Here is a 14,938-nt window from a genome sequence, read left to right on the forward strand (position 1 = left end):
CCCCATGAGCCCTGCCGGGCCCGAACGGGCACCACCGGTCAGGCACCCCGGAGGCGAACGAGCGCAAGAGCACGAAAGACAGGTGTCGGCGATGACGGACAGGACCGCGGAGGAACGCCAGCGCGAGATCGTCAGAGCCGCCCGTCGCACGGGCTCGGTCGACGTCACCACACTCGCCGCGGAGCTGGGAGTGGCGAAGGAGACCGTACGACGCGACTTGCGCGCCCTGGAGGACCACGGCCTGGTCCGCCGCACCCACGGCGGGGCCTACCCCGTGGAGAGCGCCGGTTTCGAGACGACCCTCGCCTTCCGCGCCACCAGCCACGTACCCGAGAAGCGCCGGATCGCGTCCGCCGCGGCCGACCTGCTCGGGGACGCCGAGACCGTCTTCGTCGACGAGGGGTTCACTCCGCAGCTCATCGCCGAGGCGCTGCCGCGGGACCGGCCGCTGACCGTGGTCACCGCGTCCCTGGCCACCGCGGGCGCGCTCGCGGAGGCCGAGAACACCACCGTCCTGCTGCTGGGCGGCCGGGTGCGGCACGGCACGCTCGCCACCGTCGACCACTGGACGACGAAGATGCTGGCCGGTTTCGTCATCGACCTGGCGTACATCGGCGCCAACGGCATCTCCCGCGAACACGGCCTGACCACCCCCGACCCCGCGGTCAGCGAGGTCAAGGCGCAGGCGGTCCGCGCCTCCCGGCGCACGGTGTTCGCGGGGGTGCACACCAAGTTCGGGGCGGTCAGCTTCTGCCGGTTCGCCGAGATCGGCGAACTCGAGGCGATCGTCACGAGCACGCTGCTGCCCACCTCCGAAGCCCACCGCTACTCACTACAGGGCCCGCAGGTCATCCGCGTCTGAAAACGAACACAGTCCCCCCAGGGGCACACCCACGCCCGCGTATGCCCCTTACCTCCCCATTGGTTCAGGAGTACCCCATGCGAAGCCAGAGCCGACGAACACCCCGCGCCCTGTTTGCCGTGGCCGCCGTAGGAACGCTGATCACCCCGCTGCTCGCCGGCTGCTCGGGAGCCGGCGGCGCGGGCGGCGTGGGCGGCGGATCGGCCCATGCCATCAACGTCCTGATGGTGAACAACCCGCAGATGGTGGAGCTGCAGAAGCTCACCTCCGACAACTTCACGAAGAAGACCGGGATCAAGGTGAACTTCACCGTGCTGCCGGAGAACGACGTCCGCGACAAGATCAGCCAGGACTTCGCCAACCAGGCGGGCCAGTACGACGTCGCCACCCTCAGCAACTACGAGATCCCGATCTACGCCAAGAACGGCTGGCTCCACGCGCTCGACTCGTACGTCAAGAGCGACAGCGGCTTCGACCAGCAGGACATCCTCGCCCCGATGCGGCAGGCCCTCACCGCCGCGGACGGCAAGCTCTACGGCGAGCCCTTCTACGGCGAGTCCTCCTTCTTGATGTACCGCAAGGACGTATTCCAGAAGAAGGGCCTGACCATGCCGGCCAAGCCCACCTGGCAGCAGGTCGCCGACCTGGCCGCCAAGGCGGACGGCGCCGAGCCCGGCATGAAGGGCATCTGTCTGCGCGGGCTGCCCGGGTGGGGCGAGGTGATGGCTCCGCTGACCACCGTCGTCAACACCTTCGGAGGCACCTGGTTCGACAAGGACTGGAAAGCACGGCTGGACTCCCCGGAGTTCAAGCAGGCCACGCAGTTCTACGTGGATCTGGTGCGCAAGCACGGCGAGTCCGGCGCGCCTCAGTCCGGCTTCGCCGAGTGCCTGAACGACATGACGCAGGGCAAGACGGCGATGTGGTACGACGCCACCTCCGGCGCGGGTTCGCTGGAGGCCGCCGGATCCCCGGTCAAGGGCAAGATCGGCTACGTCCCGGCCCCGGTGGAGAAGACCGACAGCTCCGGCTGGCTCTACACCTGGGCGTGGGGCATCCAGAAGGCGTCGAAGAACGCCGGCGACGCCTGGAAGTTCATCTCATGGGCGTCCGGCAAGGACTACGAGAAGCTGGTGGGCGAGAAGGCAGGCTGGGCCAATGTGCCGGCCGGCAAGCGGTCGTCGACCTATGACATCCCGGAGTACCGCAAGGAGGCGGCCGCCTTCGCGGACGTCACCCGCGACGCCATAGCCAGTGCCAAGCCGAACGACCCGGGCGTGCAGCCCCGCCCCGCGCCCGGCATCCAGTTCGTCGACATCCCCGAGTTCACCGATCTGGGCACCAAGGTCTCGCAGGAGATCAGCTCCGCCATCGCGGGCCGGGAGTCCGTGGACAGCGCGCTGAAGAAGTCGCAAGCGCTCGCCGAGGCCGTCGCCAAGAAGTACGAGGGGTCATGACCATCACCACCTCCGCCCGGGTCGCCGCCGCCACCGCGCGGCCGGCGACCCGGCCGCCGAACCGTATGCGGGCGTGGGCCACCCGAGCGCCTCTGCTGCCCGCCCTGGTCTTCATGATCGTGGTGACCCAGCTGCCGTTCGTGGCCACGCTGGTGATCTCGTTCTTCGACTGGAACGCGCTCTACCCGAAGGACCGCCACTTCACGGGCGTCGACAACTACCGCCAAGTCCTCACAGACCCGGACCTGCGTCACTCGGTGTGGACGACGGTCCTGCTGACGGCCACGGTGGTTCTTGTCAGCCTGGTCGTGGGTCTCGGCATCGCGTTGCTGCTCAACCGGAAGTTCCGGGGCCGCGGCGTGGTTCGCACGATGCTGATCGCCCCGTTCCTGGTGGTGCCGGTGGCAGCCGCACTGCTCTGGAAACACGTGCTCTACAACCCTGAATACGGCCTGTTCAATGGTTTGTTGCACTATGTGGGCGGCCCCCAGCCAGACTGGATCTCCAACACCCCCCTGCTGGCGGTCGAGGCCTCGCTGATCTGGCAGTGGACGCCGTTCATGATGCTGATCCTGCTGGCGGGCCTGCAGAGCCGTGACCACGAGCAGCTCGAGGCCGCGCGGGTCGACGGCGCGAGCGACTGGCAGATCTTCCGCCACCTCACGCTCCCCCATCTGCGCCGCTACCTGGAACTCGGCGCCCTGCTGGGCTCGATCTACATCGTGCAGAACTTCGACGCCGTCTTCACGCTCACCTCGGGCGGCCTGGGCACCGCGAACCTCCCCTACACCGTCTACCAGAGCTTCTACCAGGCCCACGAGAACGGCCTCGCCTCCGCCGCCGGCGTCCTGGTCGTCATCGGTTCGATCATCATCGCGACCTTCGCCCTGCGCGTGGTGTCGTCCCTGTTCCGCGAGGAGGTGTCCCGCGCATGAGCGCCGTCGCCGCACGCACCGCCACCGTACGCCCCCGCCGTCGCCGCGGAGTCGGGCTCGGCCTGCTGGCCTGGCTGGTCGGTCTGCTGTTCTTCCTGCCCATCGCCTGGATGGCCCTGACGTCGTTCCACTCCGAGGCGGACGCCGCGACGAACCCGCCGTCCTTCGGGGCCGCCCTGACCCTGGACAGCTACCGGGACTTCTTCGGCGCGGGCGGCGGCGCGAGCCCCTGGCCGGCGTTGATCAACTCGACCATGGCGTCGGTGGTCTCGACCCTGTGCGTGCTCCTGCTGGCCCTCCCCGCCGCGTACGCCCTGTCCATCCGCCGGGTGGAGAAGTGGACGGACGTCCTGTTCTTCTTCCTGTCCACCAAGATGCTGCCGGTGGTGGCGGGCCTGCTGCCCGTCTACCTGTTCGCGAAGAACGCCGGGATGCTCGACAACATCTGGCTGCTCGTCATCCTCTACACGTCCATGAACCTGCCGATCGCGGTGTGGATGATGCAGTCGTTCCTCGCCGAGGTGCCGGTCGCGGTGATCGAGGCGGCTCGGGTGGACGGGGCGCGCCTGCCGACGGTCCTTACGCGGGTGGTGGCCCCGATCGCGCTGCCGGGAATCGCGGCAACGGCGTTGATCTGCTTCATCTTCAGCTGGAACGAGCTGCTCTTCGCCCGGGTGCTCACCGGCGTGGTGGCCGAGACGGCCCCCGTCTTCCTGACCGGCTTCATCACCAGCCAGGGCCTGTTCCTGGCGAAGGTGTGCGCCGCGTCGCTCGTCATCTCCCTGCCGGTGCTCGCGGCGGGGTTCGCCGCCCAGGACAAACTGGTCCAGGGCCTGTCGTTGGGAGCCGTGAAATGAAGGCCGCCGTCATCGAGTCCGTGGGCCGCGCAGTCGTCTCCGAGGTCCCGGACCCGACGCCCGGGCCGCGCGAGGTGGTCGTGGAGGTCGCGGCCTGCGGTCTGTGCGGGACCGATCTGCACATCCTCCAGGGCGAATTCGCGCCCAAGCTGCCGATCGTGCCCGGGCACGAGTTCGCGGGCGAGGTCGTCGGAGTGGGTACGCAGGTCACGGAGCTGGCGGTCGGCGACCGGGTCGCCGTGGACCCGTCCCTGTACTGCCACGAGTGCCGGTACTGCCGTACGGGCCACAACAACCTGTGCGAACGATGGGCGGCGATCGGTGTGACGACGGCCGGCGGGGCCGCGCAGTACGCGGTCGCGCCGGTGGCGAACTGCGTGAAGCTCCCGGAGCACGTCCGCACCCAGGACGCGGCGTTGGTGGAGCCGCTGTCGTGCGCGGTGCGCGGCTACGACGTCCTGCGGTCCCGGCTGGGGGCGCACGTCCTGATCTACGGCTCGGGAACGATGGGCCTGATGATGCTGGAGCTGGCCAAGAGGACGGGAGCGGCCAGCGTGGACGTGGTGGACGTCAACGCGGCGCGGCTGGAGACGGCACGGCGGCTGGGTGTCTCGGGCTCGGCGGCGAACGCGGACGAACTGGACCGACCGCAGGGCTGGGACGTGGTCGTGGACGCCACGGGCAACGCGGCGGCGATCCAGGACGGCCTGGAGCGGGTGGCCAAGGCGGGGACGTTTCTGCAGTTCGGGGTGGCGGACTATGCGACGCGGGTCACGATCGATCCGTACCGGATCTACAACCAGGAGCTCACGATCACGGGTTCGATGGCGGTGCTGCACAGCTTCGAACGGGCGGCGGAGCTGTTCGCGAACGGGGTGTTGAACCCCGAGGTCTTCATCAGCGATCGCCTGCCTCTGGAGCGGTACCCGCAGGCGCTGGAGCAGTTCGCGGCGGGAGTGGGGCGGAAGATCGTGGTGGTGCCGTAGGGGTGCGGCGTGGATGGTCCTCGCCCCGCCGCCCCTGCCCTTCCCGTCCCTGGGGGCTGCGCCCCCAGACCCCCCTTCGGCCTGAAGGGCCTCGTCCTCGAACTCCCCCAAGCTCTTCGAGCAGGGAAACCCCCAGACGGGCTCGCTGATGCCGACCGGCGGAAAGATCAGCCCCCCGACGTTGGGGGACGGGTAGGGGCGGCGGGGGCTGGGGCCGTGCGGTGGGGCGTCGGGTAAGGGAACGGTAAAGCGGCCTCGCTCGTTACCCCTGGCATGACAGCTATGACCCCCGGCTCGAACCTCGCCCTCGGCGTCCCCCGCGTGACCGTCGACGTCGCCGCCCCGGTGCGGCTCGACGTGTCGGCCCTGCTGCTCACCGCCGACGGCAAGGTCCGCTCCGACGACGACTTCATCTTCTACAACCAGCCGATGGGCCCGGGTGTCACCTACCGCTCCGGCGGCGGCACGAACCCCGACTCGATCACAGTCGACACCGCCTCCCTCCCCCCGGGCATCGAGAAGATCGTCGTCACCGCGAGCCCCGACGCCGCCGGCCAGACCTTCCAGGGCATCGAGCCGACGGCCACCCTCCGCAACGCGGACGACAACAGCGTGCTGGCCACCTTCACGCCGCCGCAGCTCGGCACCGAGACCGCGCTGGTGGTCATGGAGGTCTATCTGCGGGGCGGCGCGTGGAAGGCGCGTGCCGTGGGGCAGGGCTACGCCAACGGCCTCGCGGGCATCGCGACCGACTTCGGCGTCACGGTGGAGGAACCGGCCGCGCCGCCGCAGCCCGTCGCCCCGCCGCAGACCATTCCCCCGGTACCCGTCGCTCCGCCGGCACCCGTCGCTCCGGCGGCACCGCCCACCCCGGCCCCCGGCGCCGGAAAGATCAACCTCGACAAGGGCCGTGTCAGCCTCCAGAAGAACCAGACCGTGTCCCTCGTCAAAGCCGGCCGCCCGCTGCTCTCCCAGGTCAGGATGGGCCTCGGCTGGGAGCCCGCCTTCCACGGCAAGGACATCGACCTGGACGCCTCCGTCATCGCGTACGGCCCGCAGCGCAACCACATCGACAGCTGCTACTTCGGCAAGCTGACCATCCTCAACGGCGCGATCAAGCACTCCGGGGACAATCTCACGGGAGAGGGCGGAGGCGACGACGAGGTCATCGCCGTCGACCTCGGACGCCTGCCCCAGGAGGTCACGGGCCTGGTCTTCACCGTGAACTCGTTCTCCGGCCAGAAGTTCACGGAGGTCGCCAAGGCGTACTGCCGCCTCGTGGACGCCGCCACCGACCAGGAGCTGGTGCGTTTCGACCTCACGGGTGCGGAGCCGCAGACGGGCGTGATGATGGCCAAGCTCGTCCGCCAGTTCTCCGGCGAGTGGGACATGACCGCGATGGGCGACTTCGTCAAGGCCCGCACGGTACGGAACATGGTCAAGCCGGCGGCCGAGGCACTGTAGCCGGTCGTACGGCAGCCACCACACTCGCGGGTGCCCCTCGGCGGGCGCCCGCGGGTGAGGCAGCCGGGGGTCTACGGCCGCAACCCCTCCGTCAGCAGCGACAGGTAGCGGCGGATGTAGGCGCCCTGACCGTTCGCCAGTTCCGAGGCGATGGCGATGCCGTGGGCGAGTCGCAGCACCTCGATCGGCTCGACGTCGGCCCGCAGGGTCCCCTCCCGCTGCGCCGCCTCCACCAGTCGTGACGCCGCTTCCTTCATCGAGGTGCCGCAGGCCGTGACCGCGGCGGAGCTGCCGTCCGTGACGGCCGAGCCCAGCAGGACCTTCATCCCGCGCACCTGGATCGTCCCGACGCACAGCTCGTGCAGCCACTCCACCAGCGCCTCGCCCGGCGGAAGCGCCTTCGCGATCTCGCCGGCCCGGGTCGCGATCGCCTCGATCCGGTCGACGTACGCGGCCTCCAGCAGCGCCTGACGGTTCGGGAAGTGCCGGTACAGCGTGCCCGACCCGACCCCCGCCCGCTTCGCGATGTCGTCGAGCGACGCGTTCTCGCCATGCTCGGCGAAAGCCTCGGCCGCCACCTTCAGCAACCGCTCGTAGTTGCGCCGTGCGTCCGCTCGCATGGGCCTGACCTGCGCCATCCAGCTACTCCTTGCGAACCGGGGGCTCTCTCCGTATCTTATCCGGCACTTGAACCGGAGACAGTCCCCGGTTATCCGAGCCTCGGCCGAGTGAACGGAGTCCCACCGTATGCCCCCCGCTGCCTCGGCCGCCCTCGGCCCCCGAGACGTTCTCGCCCGCTACCGGAGTGCCATGGTCGACAGGTCGGCTGACGATCTGGCCGACCTGTACTCGGTCGATGCCGTCCATGAATTGCCGTTCCTCTTCCCGGGCATGCCCGCGCGCTATCACGGACGCGAAGAGGTACGCGCGGGGTACAGGGCCGCCTGGGGCGCGAGTCCGGCGCAGCCGCGGCGGATCCATGAGGTGGCCGTCCACGAGTCCACCGACCCCGAGGTGATCATCGTGGAGCAGATCGTCACCGGGACCGTGGCCACCACCGGTGAGCCGTTCGCCTTCCCGGGCCTTCTGGTGATGCGGGTCCGGCACGGCTTGATCGTGCACGTGCGCGACTACATGGACGGCCTCGCAGTGGCTCACGCGATGGGGCGACTGCCTGCCGTGGCCGCCATGCTCAGCGGCCGTCGGGATGGATGACGGGCTAGAAGAGCGCGCTGTACGCGTTCAGCGCGGGTTGTCCGCCCAGGTGGGCATAGAGGACGGTGGAGTCCCGACCGATCTCCCCGCGCGAGACCAGATCGACGAGCCCGGCCATCGACTTCCCCTCGTAGACGGGATCGGTGACCATCCCCTCCGTGCGTGCGGCGAGCCGCATCGCCTCCAGCGTCCTCTCGTCGGGGATGCCGTAGGTACCCGCGTGGTACCGCTCGTCCAACTCGACGTCCGCCTCCGTCAACTCCTTCTCCACACCGATGAGCTCTCCGGTGGCGCGGGCGATCCTGGCGATCTGCTCCCGTGTGCGGGTGGGCTCCGCGGACGCGTCGATGCCGATCACACGGCGCGGACGCCCGCCCGCCTCCTCCAGCGCGCGGAACCCGGCGATCATGCCGGCCTGGGTGGAGCCCGTCACGGAACACACGATCACGGTGTCGAAGAAGACGCCCGACTCCCGCTCCTGCTCGGCGACCTCGTACGCCCAGTTCGCGAATCCGAGGCCGCCGAGCGGGTGGTCGGAGGCACCGGCCGGGATGGCGTACGGCTTGCCGCCCGCCTCCTCGACCTCCCGCAGCGCCTGCTCCCAGCTCTCCTTGAATCCGATCCCGAACCCGGCCCTGACCAGCCGAACGTCGGCCCCGGCGAGCCGGCTGACGAGGATGTTGCCGACCTTGTCGTACACGGAGTCGGGCCAGTCCACCCAACTCTCCTGGACCAGCACGCACTTGAGTCCTACGTGGGCGGCGACCGCGGCGACCTGCCGGGTGTGGTTGGACTGCACCCCGCCGATCGAGACCAGCGTGTCGCAGCCCTGCGCGAGCGCGTCGGCGACGAGGTACTCCAGCTTGCGGGTCTTATTCCCGCCGTACGCGATGCCGGAGTTGCAGTCCTCCCGCTTGGCCCACACGGAGGCACCGCCGAGGTGGGCGGTGAGCCGCTGAAGCGGGTGGACCGGGGAGGGCCCGAAGAGCAGGGGGAAACGCTCGTACGTGGACAGGGACATGGGACCTCCCGGGATCAGCGGGCCTCTTCGTCGGTTCGGTCGGTTTCGTCGGCCAGGTCTGCGAGAGTGCGCCAGATCTCCGCGGTGACGTGAACCGCCCCGTCCACGTCACCGTCCGCACAGGCCTCGATGAGCCGCTCGTGCAGCCCGGCGGATCGGCAAGTGCCGCCCTCGCCGAAGCGCCGGCGCTCCAGGCGGCGGATGAGCGGCATGCAGCGGGCGATGGTGGCGGCGGCCGCTCGATTGCCGCAGACCCGGACCAGCACGTCGTGCAACTCGTCGTCGGCGCGCAGGGCGGCGTCCACGTCACCGGCGCGTACGGCACCCGCGAACCGCTCGTTGGCCGCGCGCATCTCCGCCACGTCCGCTGCCCGCAACCGGGGCACGGCGACCCTCGTGGCCAGCTCGTGCATGGCGCCCACGACGGCCGCCGCGTCCCGTACGTCGTCGGCGACGACCGGGGTCACCCGCGTGTAGCTCTGCGGCTTGCTCTCCAGCAGCCCCTCGTCCACGAGCCGCGAGAAAGCCTCCCGCACGGGCGCCCGCGACAGCCCGAGCCGCTCGGCGAACTCGGTGTCGCGCACCACCGCCCCGGGTTCGATCTCCCCGGCCACGATGGCGTCCCGGATGGCTTCGTAGGCACGGTCCCGCAGCAGGGTGCGGGGCACGGGTCGAAGGGCCTCCATGGACTGAAATGTTAGATATCAACAGGCGCGCGAACAAGGGTGCGGCCCGCACCCCCGTGAAGGTGCGGGCCAGGCTCATCGAGCGGCGCTCAGACCTCCGCCCACGGCCAGTCGGCGTCCCGGGCGGCTTCCAGCAGCGGCACCATCCGGAAGGCCGCGTCCGACAGGCCGCCGAAGGTGTGCCTGTTGCCCGTCCCGGACGGGCCGTGGCCCACCCGGTATCCGGCCAGGTTCCAGGTGTAGACCGGAATGTGCGCCGGGACCTGCCCGGTCGGGTCGCCGTGCCCGTTGTAGCCGTACTGCTCGTCGGTGACGATCAGCACCCGGTCCTGCCCCCGGTAGTGCGAGCGGATCGCGCTGGTGGTGTCGGTACCGCCCAGGTCGCCGAAGCGGCCGAGGACCTTCAGCACCGACTCGCCCTTGCGGAACCTCAGCCGCTTGCTGGTCGTGCCGAACTCGACGAGATCCGCGTCCGCCGCCCGCAGCGCGAGCGCCGTACCGAAGATCGCCGCCGCGTCGGCACGGTTCAGCTCGGAGCGGTCCGACAGCCGGGAGTAGAACATCGAACCCGATCGGTCCACGAGCACCAGCGTGCGTCCGGGCAGCGCGGGCACGTTGGCCAGCGAGTGGCCGAGCGCCTGCTCCAGCGGGTACGACCAGCGCAGCGACGGCGCGTGCTGGTGGGCGGCGAGGTAGCGGAACGGGAACTGCCGCGACCGCTTGACCTCCGCCGGGTCGCCGAGGCGCGCGGCGACCTGGGCAGCCACCTCGTCGGACACACCGGCCTCGTCGAAGTTCCGCAGGTTCCTCACCAGTGCCATCTGGCCCATCGACGGGATCACGGCCTCCCAGGCCGCCTTGTCCATCGGGCCCTGGAGCCAGCCCGCCAGCGCCTCCCAGGTGATGCCTGCGGCGGCCAGCCGCTCGGCGCCGCCGGGAGCCGTGACGACCGCCCGGCGCTCGGCGACCGGCAGCGCCATCAGCTCACGGTGCGCGCCGAGCACGGGGATCGAGACGGGTGGAACGGCGGCATCCGGGTTGTGCCGGCGGTCCAGCGCGTACTGGAACAGGTCGCCCTGCCACGGCTTGCCGGGGTCCGGCGCGGCGTGCACCAGGTTGAGGATGTCGCCGAAGCGGTAGCCCTTCGATGCGGTGTCGTACTTCAGCAGTGCCTTGCCGGTGTAGAGGCGTCGTACGGCGTCGGCGACACCACGCTTGACGGGCTTGGGGACGGCGCGGCCGTATGTGGCCGTCCAGTACGCGAGCAGCTCGCCGGGCTCGTCGGGGCGCCGCAGCACGCAGTCCACGACCTGCCGGTTCGAGGGACCGTCGACCGCGCACGCGTCGAGCCGTGCCTTCACGTACTCGGCGGCGCCCACGAGGGACGCCGTGCGCAGGTTGCCCTCGCCACGGAGCCAGCCGAGCAGGCCGGCGGTCCACGAGGGGTCGGTGACGGCGAGTTCGCGTACGAGCGCGGCGAACCGGTCGTCGCGGTCCGTGCCGGTCTCGTAGAAGGTCTGCTGCGACACGAAGTTCGAGACCGCGAGCAGAAAAAGTTCGGAGCGCGCGTCGCGCTCTCGGCCACGGCCGCCCTCGTACGTGCGGAGCACGCGGCCGGTGGAGGTGACGCGCGAAGTGGGCTGCGCGCGGGCGGTTCTGGTGTTGAATCGCGCCATGGTGAATTCCCCCGAATTCTTTTCGGTTTCGGAGAGAGGCGCAGAAAGGAGGGTGTCCGAGATCAGGGATCGGCGACGGGACTGTAACCTGGCGCGTCTTCCAGTTCCGCCACATCGGCCCGGAGCCGATGACGGGATTCGAACCCGCACCAATTTCTTGACCAGGTCCCTGAAGTATCCGCTGCCTGCGCACCGGGCATCCACCATGTGCTGCGCCTCCCGAGATCAAGTCGGCGGCGGCATCGGATTCTTTGGAGAGAAGAAGTAGCCGCAGCCCGCGCACCGGGAGGTGCGTGAAGTTGTGGTGTCCAGAGATCGAGGTCGGCGGAACCGACGTTGGTGCTCTGCCCCTGAGCTACACCGGCCTGTTGTACCGGTGGCGGGACTCGAACCCGCGGCCGCCCCATTATCAGTGGAAGTAGGTCCTGCCTTCGCACCTGGACGTGCATCACTCTAGGAGGAGTACCGCGGGCCGGGCGAACGAATTAAATTGCGCCGGGAGTTGCCGCCGTCAGTCGCGCTTCTGCCGCTTCCAGGGCCCCGTGACGGCCAGCATGATGCCGGGCTCCTGGATGTTGGCGTACAGGGTCCTGCCGTCGGGCGAGAAGGTGACGCCGGTGAATTCGCTGTACTCCGGCTCGTCCTCGGTGCCGATGTTCAGTTCGTTGCGGGCGATGGGGTACGTGCGGCCGCTGTCGGTGGCGCCGAAGAGGTGCTGGACGCCCTCGCCGTCCTCGGCGATGACCAGGCCGCCGTACGGCGAGACGGTGATGTTGTCGGGGCCGTCGAAGCCGCCGTCCTCGGCCGGGTCGGGGTTCACCCCGAGCAGGACCTTCAGGGTGAGGGTGCGGCGCTTCGGGTCGTAGAACCAGACCTGGCCGTCATGTTGGACGGGGCTCTCCTCGCGTGCGTAGGAGGACACGATGTAGGCGCCGCCGTCGCCCCACCACATGCCCTCGAGCTTGCGGGCGCGGGTGACCTGGCCGTCGGTGAACTGCTTGCGGATCGAGGTCGTCTTGGCGTCGCGGTCGGGGACGGTCACCCAGTCGACGCCGTACACCGTGCCGATCTTCGTGGCGCGGGACAGGTCGTCGACGAACTTGCCGCCGGAGTCGAAGCACTTGAAGGCCTGCAGCACGCCCGCTTCGTCCGCGAGGGTACGCAGCTTGCCGCGGCCGTGCTTGAAGCCCTCCGGCGGGGTCCACCGGTAGAGCAGGCCGTTCGGGCCGGACGCGTCCTCCGTCAGGTACAGGTGGCCGCGCTTGGGGTCGACCACGACGGCCTCGTGGGCGTAGCGGCCGAGGGCCTTGATGGGCTTGGGGCCGCGGTTGGCGCGGCGGTCCTCGGGGTCGACCTCGAAGACGTACCCGTGGTCCTTGGTCATGCCGTTCTGGCCGGCCTTGTCCTCGGTCTCCTCGCAGGTCAGCCAGGTCCCCCAGGGGGTGTTGCCACCGGCGCAGTTGGTGGAGGTGCCGGCGATGCCGACCCACTCGGCGACATGGTCTTGGCGGACCTCGACGACGGTGCAGCCGCCGGACGCGGCCGGGTCGTAGACGAGGCCCTCGGTGAGCGGTACCGGGTACTTCCACTGGGAGCGGGGGCCCTTGAGCTCGTGGTTGTTGACGAGGAGGGTGGCGCCGCGGGGGCCGGTGAAGGTGGAGGTGCCGTCGTGGTTGGACGGGGTGAACTCGCCGGACTCCAGCTTGGTCCTGCCGCTGTAGGTGATGACGCGGTACGAGAACCCGGCGGGCAGGGCGAGGATGCCGTCAGGGTCGGGGACCAGCGGCCCGTAGCCGACTCCGCCGTGCGCGCCGGCCGCTTCCGCGCCTTCGCTGTCGGTCTCCGTGGAGGCAAGGGCGTTGGGAGCGGTGGCGAGGGCGCCGACGCTGCCCGCCAGTGCGACTCCGGCACCGGTGATCGCGGATTTTCTGGCGAAGTCCCTGCGGGTGAGCGACATGGTGTCTCCTGTGACGGTGGGCGTGCCGTGGAGGGTGGCGGACCTCGGGTCGGCGAAACAGTCGCGCCCGTGCCTGAACTCCCGTTGAACGGCAGCCGACGGCTGGGCACGTTTTTCCATGAATCCGCAAAGCACAGCTCTGGGCGGGCAGGGCACACACCAAGACCGGGCAATGCCACGGCAACGTCCCGCCCCGTCACCCACCGAGCGAGGCCACGGCGCCGACGGTCAACCCCCCTGCTGCGACCGCGCCTTGAACGCCGCCTTCCTCGCCTCCTTCGCCACCTTCTTGTCCGGGTGCAGACGCCCCATCGCCTCCAGGACGTCCGGAGTGGCCGGATGGTCCACCCGCCACGCCGTCGCGAAGAAGCCGCTGTGCTGGGCCGCCAGGCCCTCCACCAGGCCCTGCAGTTCCTCCGAGTTGCCCTCGGCCGCCAGCTGCGCGGCCACCGTGTCGATGGTCAGCCAGAACACCATCGACTCCGGCGGTGCCGGCACGTCCGCCGCCCCGCGCTCGGTGAGCCAAACCCGTGCCAGGCCGCCCAGTTCGGCGTCGTCCAGCACCTCGCGCAGCGCGGGCTCCGCCTGAAGTCCGACGAGGGACAGCGCCTGTTGGCAGCGGAGCCGGCGCAGGGGCGCTCCGGCGTCCGAGCCCCGTGCGGCGGCCAGCAGATCCCGCGCCGCCGTCAGCGGTTCCCGGCGTGCCAGCCACTGCTCCGTCTCCGCCTGTGCGGCCGCGGGCGGGAACCCCGACGTGCCGTCGAGCAGGGCGTCCGCGCCCTTGTCGGCCAGCTCCCCCACCGCGGGCGCCGTCATCCCGGCCTCCTGCAGCCTGGTCCGCATCCCGTACAGCCCGAGCGGCGTCAGCCGTACCATCCCGTACCGGCTCACGTCCGCCACGTCGACGCCCGCCGTGGACTCGTCCTCGGCGTCGGTCATCAACGCCTCGTCGACCGGCTGGAAGTCGACGAGCCCGATGGGCTCGAGGATCCGGAACTGGTCGTCCAGCCGCATCATGGCGTCCGAGACCTGCTCCAGGACGTCGTCGGTGGGTTCGCCCATGTCGTCGGGCACGATCATCGACGCGGCGAGGGCAGGCAGCGGCACCGCGCTGTCGCCGGGTCCCCCCTCACTGACCGTCAGCACGTAGAGGTTGCCGAGCACTCCGTCGAGGAACTCGGCCTCCGCCTCCGGGTCCCAGTCGAGGGAGGACAGGTCGATCCCGCCGTCCTCCCCCATGGCGTCGGCGAGCCCGTCCAGCTCGGGCACGCTCGCGTCGGCGAGCACGGCCTCCAGCGCGCCCAGCCAGACGCCGAGCACGTCGCCCGGGCTGCCGGAGGTGAGCAATGCCAGGTCGGCGCCGGTGGTGACCGTCCCCGCCTCCAGGTCCACGACCTGGACGAGGCCGGCGTCGACGGCGACCCGCCAGGCCTCGCTCGCGTCGGCGACGGCGCCCTCGCCGGTCAGCCCGAGGACCTCGGCCGCGGCGGGCAGCTGCTCCTCGACCAACTCGCCCCCGGGGCCGACGCGTGTGTCCGGTCCGGCCCAGCGGGCGAGCCGGGCAGCGCGGGAGAGCAGCGGTGTGGCGAGCGCGTCCCGTGCGAGCTCCGCCTCGGAACGCAGCCGGACCGGCGGCAGGAGGGAGCTGTGTGACATCGGCTGGGTCTCCTTGGGGGACGTACGTGGTGGCCGAGGGGCGCCCCGAAACACACTGCTCAGCCTAGACGGATTTCCACCCATGCCGCCCGGTTCATCTCCTGGCCGGAGGCCGTACATGGCCGAAACCTTGACAACTGGCCTGAGAACACAGGAGATTGACGCG

The 14,938-nt window shown here is 70.3% G+C and carries 13 protein-coding genes; 7 read left to right on the top strand and 6 right to left on the bottom strand.

Going from position 1 to position 14,938, the window contains the following annotated elements:
- The first annotated feature begins 91 nt into the window (after positions 1-91).
- The 6 genes from N8I84_RS10545 to N8I84_RS10570 all read left to right on the top strand — a co-directional run bounded on the left by N8I84_RS10545 (position 92) and on the right by N8I84_RS10570 (position 6,561).
- Entirely contained in the window at positions 92-862 is a 771-nt protein-coding gene (locus N8I84_RS10545; RefSeq protein ID WP_263229278.1) for a DeoR/GlpR family DNA-binding transcription regulator, read from the top strand.
- 77 nt (positions 863-939) lie between these two features.
- The gene (locus N8I84_RS10550; RefSeq protein WP_263229279.1) at positions 940-2,319 is read left to right on the top strand and encodes an ABC transporter substrate-binding protein; all 1,380 of its coding nucleotides are present in this window, start codon (positions 940-942) and stop codon (positions 2,317-2,319) included.
- Positions 2,316-3,254 (top strand): carbohydrate ABC transporter permease, encoded by a 939-nt coding sequence (locus tag N8I84_RS10555; protein WP_263229280.1) that lies wholly within the window; start codon positions 2,316-2,318, stop codon positions 3,252-3,254. Before N8I84_RS10550 ends, N8I84_RS10555 begins: the two co-directional genes overlap by 4 nt.
- Positions 3,251-4,111, top strand: coding sequence for a carbohydrate ABC transporter permease (locus N8I84_RS10560; protein ID WP_263229281.1), 861 nt, complete (start codon positions 3,251-3,253; stop codon positions 4,109-4,111). The genes N8I84_RS10555 and N8I84_RS10560 overlap by 4 nt, the downstream gene beginning before the upstream one ends.
- Positions 4,108-5,097, top strand: coding sequence for a zinc-dependent alcohol dehydrogenase family protein (locus N8I84_RS10565; RefSeq protein ID WP_263229282.1), 990 nt, complete (start codon positions 4,108-4,110; stop codon positions 5,095-5,097). The genes N8I84_RS10560 and N8I84_RS10565 overlap by 4 nt, the downstream gene beginning before the upstream one ends.
- A 282-nt stretch (positions 5,098-5,379) precedes the next feature.
- Positions 5,380-6,561 carry a TerD family protein gene (locus tag N8I84_RS10570; RefSeq protein ID WP_263234728.1) on the top strand — a complete coding sequence of 394 codons (1,182 nt, stop codon included), beginning with the start codon at positions 5,380-5,382 and terminating at the stop codon, positions 6,559-6,561.
- A gap of 71 nt (positions 6,562-6,632) precedes the next feature.
- On the opposite strand, the gene N8I84_RS10575 is transcribed toward N8I84_RS10570, so the two are convergent.
- Positions 6,633-7,199: a TetR/AcrR family transcriptional regulator gene (locus N8I84_RS10575; RefSeq protein ID WP_263229283.1), complete on the bottom strand. Its 567-nt coding sequence runs from the start codon at positions 7,197-7,199 to the stop codon at positions 6,633-6,635.
- Between the two features lie 109 nt (positions 7,200-7,308).
- Here N8I84_RS10575 and N8I84_RS10580 point away from each other — a divergent pair, with 109 nt between their 5' ends.
- On the top strand, positions 7,309-7,776 hold the full coding sequence (locus tag N8I84_RS10580) for a nuclear transport factor 2 family protein (protein ID WP_263229284.1): 468 nt from the start codon (positions 7,309-7,311) through the stop codon (positions 7,774-7,776).
- A gap of 4 nt (positions 7,777-7,780) precedes the next feature.
- Here the strand turns inward: N8I84_RS10580 and N8I84_RS10585 are convergent, their stop codons facing one another.
- The 5 genes from N8I84_RS10585 to N8I84_RS10605 form a co-directional block, all read right to left on the bottom strand.
- Positions 7,781-8,797 (bottom strand): 1-aminocyclopropane-1-carboxylate deaminase, encoded by a 1,017-nt coding sequence (locus N8I84_RS10585; protein ID WP_263229285.1) that lies wholly within the window; start codon positions 8,795-8,797, stop codon positions 7,781-7,783.
- 14 nt (positions 8,798-8,811) lie between these two features.
- Positions 8,812-9,483 carry a GntR family transcriptional regulator gene (locus tag N8I84_RS10590; protein WP_263229286.1) on the bottom strand — a complete coding sequence of 224 codons (672 nt, stop codon included), beginning with the start codon at positions 9,481-9,483 and terminating at the stop codon, positions 8,812-8,814.
- An 89-nt stretch (positions 9,484-9,572) separates the two neighbouring features.
- Positions 9,573-11,159: a TROVE domain-containing protein gene (locus tag N8I84_RS10595; RefSeq protein ID WP_263229287.1), complete on the bottom strand. Its 1,587-nt coding sequence runs from the start codon at positions 11,157-11,159 to the stop codon at positions 9,573-9,575.
- 511 nt (positions 11,160-11,670) lie between these two features.
- Entirely contained in the window at positions 11,671-13,116 is a 1,446-nt protein-coding gene (locus tag N8I84_RS10600) for a PhoX family protein (RefSeq protein ID WP_263229288.1), read from the bottom strand.
- A gap of 228 nt (positions 13,117-13,344) precedes the next feature.
- On the bottom strand, positions 13,345-14,772 hold the full coding sequence (locus N8I84_RS10605) for a hypothetical protein (RefSeq protein WP_263229289.1): 1,428 nt from the start codon (positions 14,770-14,772) through the stop codon (positions 13,345-13,347).
- Positions 14,773-14,938: the final 166 nt, after the last annotated feature.

It is taken from the genome of Streptomyces cynarae (assembly GCF_025642135.1).
In the GTDB taxonomy this organism is placed as follows: Bacteria; Actinomycetota; Actinomycetes; order Streptomycetales; family Streptomycetaceae; genus Streptomyces; species Streptomyces cynarae.